Source organism: Gordonia sp. NB41Y (assembly GCF_030718915.1).
GTDB classification, from domain to species: domain Bacteria; phylum Actinomycetota; class Actinomycetes; order Mycobacteriales; family Mycobacteriaceae; genus Gordonia; species Gordonia desulfuricans.
The window spans coordinates 4,444,012-4,450,796 of sequence record NZ_CP132196.1; the positions used below are offsets into that span (position 1 = coordinate 4,444,012).

Consider the following 6,785-nt stretch of genomic DNA (forward strand, 5'->3'; position numbering starts at 1 on the left):
GACGTGAGCGCAGGAGACGTGAGCGCAGGAGAGATGAACACACACGGATCGGATGCCAGCGGAACCGACACCACCGGGACGGACGGCGGGCCGATGCACACGGGAACGTCGGATACCGGGACACCGGGCACGGGGACACCGGATGTGACGGCGACCGCTGCCGGGGGACGGGGCGGCGTGACCGAGACGGCCGCTGTCGCCGACATCTTCGGTATCCGGTCACCGGCGGTACGCGTGGCGATGGGATTCTTCGGTGTGGTCGCCCTCGCGGTGACGATCCATTCCACCTCGGACGACTCACCGGTGTGGGGGTGGGTCCTGCTCGCGGTGGCCGCGCTGCTGCTGGGGGCCGCCTGCCACGGTGTGATCGCGGTGCGGGCCGATCCGATGCCCGTGGGTCCCGCGGCGTTGATCGCGGCCGCGACACTCCTCGGTGTGGGCGCCGGGCTGGCCCGGATCACCGACGCAGGGGCCGATGTGATGCAGAGCGGTCCGCCGATCGGGGCATCGGTGATCGTGCTCGCCTATCTCGCGGTACGCGGCCGGGTGGTGGCGGCGTGGGCGGTGAGCGCGGCGATCACGGTGGTCGCCGGGGTGTGGGCGACGATGGTCGGGATGGGTGCGGTCTACGGTGTGCTGCTGACGGTCCCGGGCTACGCCATCATGATCATGGGGTCGTTGTTCGCGCTGATGCTGCGCCCGATGGCGGCCAACATCATCGCGCTGCGGGCCAGCGGGTCCCGCCAGATCGCGACCGAAGCCGCGGTGCGTGCCGCCGAAGATGTTCGACGGCAACAGATCTCCGGTTTCTCGCGGCAGGCGAGACCGCTGCTCGAGGCGGTTGCGGCGCGGCGCGAGTTCACCGCCGAGGACGTGGTCCGTGCCCGGCTGGTGGAAACCTCACTGCGCGACGGGATTCGGGCCCGCGGCCTCGACCGGGCGGAGGTGCGTGATGCGGTGTGGGCGGCACGTGCGGCAGGTGTGACGGTCACGCTGCTCGACGACGGGGGAGTCGACGCCGTGGACGCCACCGATCGCGAGATCGTGCGGGATCGGCTCGTCGCGGCTCTGGTCGCCGAACTCGACGGCCGGACCGACGGCCGGGTGGTGGCACGTATCCTGCCGCCGGGCAGGCGGACCGTCGCGGTGATCTCGGTGTCGGGAGAGGGCCGGCGGGAATTCGACGCCCACGGCCGGGACGTCGGATCGGTCAGCTTCCCGAGCTGAGGCTGCCGATGAAGCCGATCAGCAGCAGGATGCTCCACAGCAGCGTGATGATGCCGATGACGAGTCCGCTGATCGCCATCCCGCGGTGGGTGGGCTCGGCACCCGGTCCGGCGGGGCCATCGCTGGTGAGTCGCAGGTTGGCGATGGCGAAGTAGATGCCCACGCCACTCAGCACGATGCCACCCACGCCGAACAGGCAGGAGCCCGGAATGGCGGCGAGCGACAGCACCAGGGCCAGGATCGCATTGCGGCGGGCCGGGGAATTCGACGGCGTCGGTGCCGGCGGTGGCGGATAGGCGCCGGGGGAGTACGGGGACGGGGAGTACGGGGACGGGAAGTGGGCCGATGGTGCGGGGGTGTGCTGGGTCTGGGGCGTGTACGGGCGAGCCGAGGTGGGCTGGGCTGCGGCCGATCCGGGGTGCACGCTTGGCCGGAACGGCTGTGGGGTGGATGACTGCCGGAACGGCTGTGGGGTCGGCGAGGGGGCGGGGTGTGCGGTACCCCGGCCGTCGGACGACGGCTGCTTGGTGAGGTCGGGCCGAGGGGGGAGGGTGGCAGCGGACGGGCGGTCCGAGGAGCCCGGGCCGGTCAGTGCGGCGGCGAGGTCGGTCGCGAACGCGGTGCAGGACGGATATCGCCGGCGCGGGTCCTTGTCGAGGGCACGGAAGAGGACCTGGTCGACCTGCGTCGAGAGTTCGGGGCGTCGTGTGGTGATCGGCGGCGGTGGTGACGACAGGTGCCGGCGGATCATGGCCGCGGCATTGCTGCTGTCGAACGGGGTGCTGCCGCTGAGCAGCTGGTAGGCGGTGCAGGCCAGCGAGTACTGGTCGGTGCGGCCGTCGAGGGTCTCCCCGGCGAGTTGCTCGGGCGAGGAGTAGGCGAAGGAGCCGACGGTGAAATTGGTTGCGGTGAGCCGGGTGTCGTCGACCATCGGCCGGGCGATACCGAAGTCGGCCAGCAGCACCCGCCGCCGGCCGCCGGGGCCGGCGGCGTCGGTCAGCAGGATGTTCGCGGGCTTGACGTCGCGGTGCAGCAGCTTCTGGGCGTGCGCGTGGTCGAGTGCGTCGGCCACCGCGGTGACGATCTCCTCGACGTCGGACACCGGGAGTCCTCGCGGATGGGCGAGCAGTGCGTCGGCGGCGTCGCGGCCCTCGACGTAGCGCATGGTGATCCACAACTGGCCGTCGTGTTCGCCGCGGTCGTACACACCGACGATGTTGGGGTGGTCGAGGCCTGCGGCGAGGTCTGCCTCTCGGATGAACCGGCGCCGGAAGTTCTCGTCGGCCGACATCGTCGCCGACAGCACCTTGAGTGCGTCCTGGCGGGGCAGTCGCGGGTGTGCGGCCAGATAGACCTCACCCATCCCGCCGGCGCCGAGCTTGCCGACGATGCGGTATCCCGCGAACTCCTGACCATCCACCAACGTCACGCCGAGAATTCTAGTGGCCGGGGCCGACAGGGTCGGGCGCGGAAACGAATCGGCCCGTCCGGCGGCGACGCCGGACGGGCCGTGATCGGTTGCGGTTCCACGCCCGGAGAGGTGGCCGGCGGGTCTACCCAACCGTCGCGGTGAGCGGTCGTCCACCCCCGCTCACATCAACAACGTTATTGGGCGAGCAGGGATGGGACCAGGGACCAAGGACCCGCCTTGGTGGGACATTCGGTGCCCCGGGGTCGCCGACGTCGCCGGATTTGTCGCCATCGCCGGCCGGGATCAGGATGCGGTGGCGGCCTTGCGGTAGCCGTGCAGCGCCGGATAGAGGCACACCGCCAGGGTGCCGACCGTCCACAGGGTGACCTTGATCAGGTTCTCGGTGAGCGGCCCGCCCGCCGCGAGCGCGCGCATCACCTCGATCGCCGGACTCATCGGCTGGTTGGCGACGATCGGTTCGAGCCACCCCGGGTATTCCGAGGCCGGGGCGAATCCGGTGTTGAAGAACATCAGCACGCTCGACACCAGCGAGAGCAACGGCACCAGGGGGGCGCCGGGGGAGAAGTTCACCGCGAGCGCGAGGACAATCGAGGCAAAGGCGATACCGAAGCCGACGGCGACCGCGTAGATGCCCAGGATCGCCCACGGGTCGGGGTTCATCCGGAAGCCCACGAGCCAGCCGACGACGATGAGCACGGTGGTGGTCAGCACCATGCGGACGATCTCGCAGACCAGCCGGGAGCTCAGATCGGCCGCGCGGTTGATCGGCAGGACGTACAGGCGGGACAGCAGCCCGGACGTGCGTTCCAGGTTGAGCCGGACACCGGCCACCACCGAACCGAACATGGCGCTGACGACGATCACCAGGGGGACGGTGCCGTAGGCCGCGTCCTGGCCGGTGGCCCGTCCGATGGCCTCACCGAGGACCACCTTGAGCATCACCATGGTGAGCACCGGCATCAGGAACACCTGCAGGAAGGTGCTCTTCTCGTGGAAGATCACCCACAGCTGCCGGGCGCTCAGGGCCCGCGTCTGGGCGAACCATGCGGCGAACGACGACTCGGCCGACGCCCCCTGCCCGGCCGGGCCGGTCTCGGGCAGCGTGATGTCGGACATCCGGTTCGTGGTGGTCATCGGTGCACCTTCCGGGTCCCGAGGTAGGTGAGGACGGCGCCGCCGACGATGAGGGCCACGCACCACCACACCGCGGGCGCCACGTAGCTCCAGGTCGCCGTCCCGTCGTCGAAGGCCCGCATGGCCTTGGCGAACTGCGACACCGGCTGGTTGCGTGCGAACGGGGCGATCCAGTCGGGGAACAGGATCGCGGGCATGAATCCGGTCGAGAGCATGCCCAGGATCAGCAGGGGCAGGCCGATCGCCTGGCTGGTGGTCTCGGGGCTGTCGGCGAGCAGTCCGATGGCGTCGGAGAGCACCGCGACGCCGATCCCGACCGTCAGGACCAGCGCGTAGAGCCCGATCGTGCCGCCGAGACCGCCGCCGGGCCGCCAGCCGGTGAGCAGGCTCGCGATCGCCGCACAGACGACCGAGATCACCAGCAGCACGAGGTTGGCGCTGAATCGGGCCAGGATCGGGGCGGCCGACCAGACCGGCATGGTGCGGAAGCGGGTGGTGATCCCGGTGGTGGCGTCCAGGCACGAGCGCATCGCCGCCGACGACGCGACGAAGCCCACCGACTGCAGGGCGATGATCGGCATCAGGAACTTCGCGTAGTCGATGTCGGCGTACTGGGACATGATGCTGCGCAGCGGCACGTAGAACGCGACGGCGAGGAAGGCCGGCGACACGAACGCGAAGATCACCTCGCCGTTGCGCATGATCGAGCCGAGACCGCGCATCGTGAGCGTCCACCACTGGCGCACGGCCTCGATCCGCGCGCCGTCACCGCCGGCCTGATCCCGGGGCAGGGTCAGCTGCGTCATCGGCCGGTCCGGGTGGTGGGCGGTGCCGCGGCGGGCATGGCGTCGGTGTCCGGCTCGGTCCCGGTCGTGACGACGGGGGTGTCGGTGGTCCGGGACACGATCGGCGGGTGCTCGCGTGCCGGGTCGGTGAGGGTCAGGAAGACCTCGTCGAGGGACGGACGTTGCAGCGAGACGTCGGCGAGCCGGATGCGGCCGTCGGTGGCCCGCGCGACGATGGTGACCAGGGTGTCGGCGCCCTCGGTGGTCGGTACCACCAGTGCGGTGTCGGGTGACTGCTCGTCGTCGACGATGTCGCCGAGGACCGACCGGAGCCGGTGGAGGTCGGCCGGGTTGGCCGGGGTGACCAGATAGTGGGCGGAGCCGGTGAGGGCCTTGAGCTCGTCGGCGGTCCCGTCGGCGATCACCTGTCCACGATCGATGACGACGATCCGGTCGGACAGGGCGTCGGCCTCCTCGAGGTACTGCGTGGTGAGCATGATGGTGACCCCCTCCGCGCGCAGGTCCTCGACCAGCGTCCAGACCTCCTGGCGGCTGCGTGGGTCGAGTCCGGTCGTCGGTTCGTCGAGGAAGACCACGTCCGGACGGGTGACCAGACCGCAGGCGATGTCCACTCGCCGGCGCATACCGCCCGAGTAGTCGCCGACGCGGCGATCGGCGGCCTCGGTGAGGCCGAAACCGTCGAGGAGTTCGGTGGCCCGGGCCTTGGCCGCAGACTTCGACAACCCCATCAACCGGCCGAACAGCACGAGGTTCGCCCGCCCCGACAGCGCTTCGTCGAGGGCCGCGAACTGACCGGTCAGCATGATCGACCGCCGGACCCCGGACGGGTCGTTCGCGACGTCGTGGCCCGCCACCGTCGCGGTACCACCATCGGGCTTAAGCAGGGTGCAGAGCATGTTCACGATCGTGGTCTTCCCGGCGCCGTTGGGGCCGAGGAGGGCGAGGATCGATCCGCGGGGAACGGAGAAGTCGACACCGGCGACGGCGGTCTTGTCGCCGAATTTCTTCTCCAGGCCGGAGACGGATATCGCGAGATCTGTGCTGTTCGGCGCGGGAATTGCGGTGGAGTGTAGTTCGAGTTGCAAATTATCTAGATCATTCGATCTAGTTAGTTGATCAAATGATCTGTCGAACTGGAATGATTGATCAAATTCGGCCGGGGGATTTTCCGGTGTCGGCCGGTGGCGATGATCGTCGTCGATCCGGCCCGTCGGGGGAGTCGCGGGCGGCGCCGGCCTGGTGTCCGTCGAATGTATGACCGGGGGTGGGCCGGGTATGCCGGTCGTGGGGGTGTCGATGCCGGGTGAATCCGGCAATCCGCCGATGTCAGATCCCGGATCCGCGCTTTCTTCCGGCGGGTTCACGGGAGCACGGTGGCGGGCGTGGCGACCGCCGGCGGCGGTCGGGGGCGGCGGGGCGGGGGTGTCGGAGGCGGCCTGATCGGTGCTCGCGGCGGGGGTCAGGGAGTCCCAGATGCTGGCGGTGTCCGGTGTGTCGAGTGCGATGAGATCGGCTGGGGAGAGTGGATCGCTCAGGGGATCCGGCTTCGGTCCTCGTCCCGCCCCAGAATTCGAGTTACACTGCTGTACAGGCATTTTGTCGCCTGGGTGCGGCTCCGGCGCCTTCTCGGCGCGTGGTTCTCCGTGCCCTGCTGATGTCATCGGCCGGTCGGGATGGGCGCCGTTCGGATGATGACGGGGCGTGGCGGGCAGGGGTGCGAGGCGTGGCGATGCCGACCGCCTGGTGGCTCCCTCTGTCATGCGGTGGTCCCTTCGCAGCTCCGAGGCGGATTCTTTACGAAAGCGAATCCGGCGTCGTCAACGTTACCCATTGTCTGGTTGATCGCGGGTTGACTTGATCGGGTTACAGATCGGTCGGGTAGTCGCCGGCCGGCCGAGTACCCCGATCGCACCCGTCCGGGTATGACGCTACGCGGGAGCCCGTCGTCGGCATTTGCGAGCCTTTGAATGAATATGTCTGAATTGGATCGGGAATAGCCGATCGAGGTCATGTCGGCCTTGTAACGTTTTCGGTGTGCCGATCGACGGCATTGAATGGGTGGCGTCCACCACCCCTGGTGATACGAGGTGATCATTGATGGCAGGAAGAGGGTCCGGCCCGAACGGCTGAGAGGTGTTTCTCCAGGGCGAGGTATCACGGGTATCGAAGATGAGCGAGAGTGGGAC

4 protein-coding genes and 1 pseudogene are annotated in these 6,785 nt (G+C 69.2%); 1 reads left to right on the top strand and 4 read right to left on the bottom strand.

The features are described from left to right. The first annotated feature begins 33 nt into the window (after positions 1-33). Entirely contained in the window at positions 34-1,227 is a 1,194-nt protein-coding gene (locus tag Q9K23_RS19335; RefSeq protein WP_305950242.1) for a hypothetical protein, read from the top strand. Here the strand turns inward: Q9K23_RS19335 and Q9K23_RS19340 are convergent. The 4 genes and pseudogenes from Q9K23_RS19340 to Q9K23_RS19355 form a co-directional block, all read right to left on the bottom strand. Further along, positions 1,211-2,656, bottom strand: a complete 1,446-nt coding sequence (locus Q9K23_RS19340; RefSeq protein ID WP_053777917.1) for a protein kinase — start codon at positions 2,654-2,656, stop codon at positions 1,211-1,213. The genes Q9K23_RS19335 and Q9K23_RS19340 overlap by 17 nt on opposite strands. A 285-nt stretch (positions 2,657-2,941) precedes the next feature. Then, the gene (locus Q9K23_RS19345; RefSeq protein WP_020792274.1) at positions 2,942-3,793 is read right to left on the bottom strand and encodes an ABC transporter permease; all 852 of its coding nucleotides are present in this window, start codon (positions 3,791-3,793) and stop codon (positions 2,942-2,944) included. Beyond that, positions 3,790-4,599 (bottom strand): ABC transporter permease, encoded by an 810-nt coding sequence (locus Q9K23_RS19350; RefSeq protein ID WP_020792275.1) that lies wholly within the window; start codon positions 4,597-4,599, stop codon positions 3,790-3,792. The genes Q9K23_RS19345 and Q9K23_RS19350 overlap by 4 nt, the downstream gene beginning before the upstream one ends. After that, positions 4,596-5,630 (bottom strand): annotated as a pseudogene (locus tag Q9K23_RS19355) (ATP-binding cassette domain-containing protein); the annotation flags it as partial. The pseudogene Q9K23_RS19355 and the gene Q9K23_RS19350, both read right to left, overlap by 4 nt. Positions 5,631-6,785 lie beyond the last annotated feature (1,155 nt).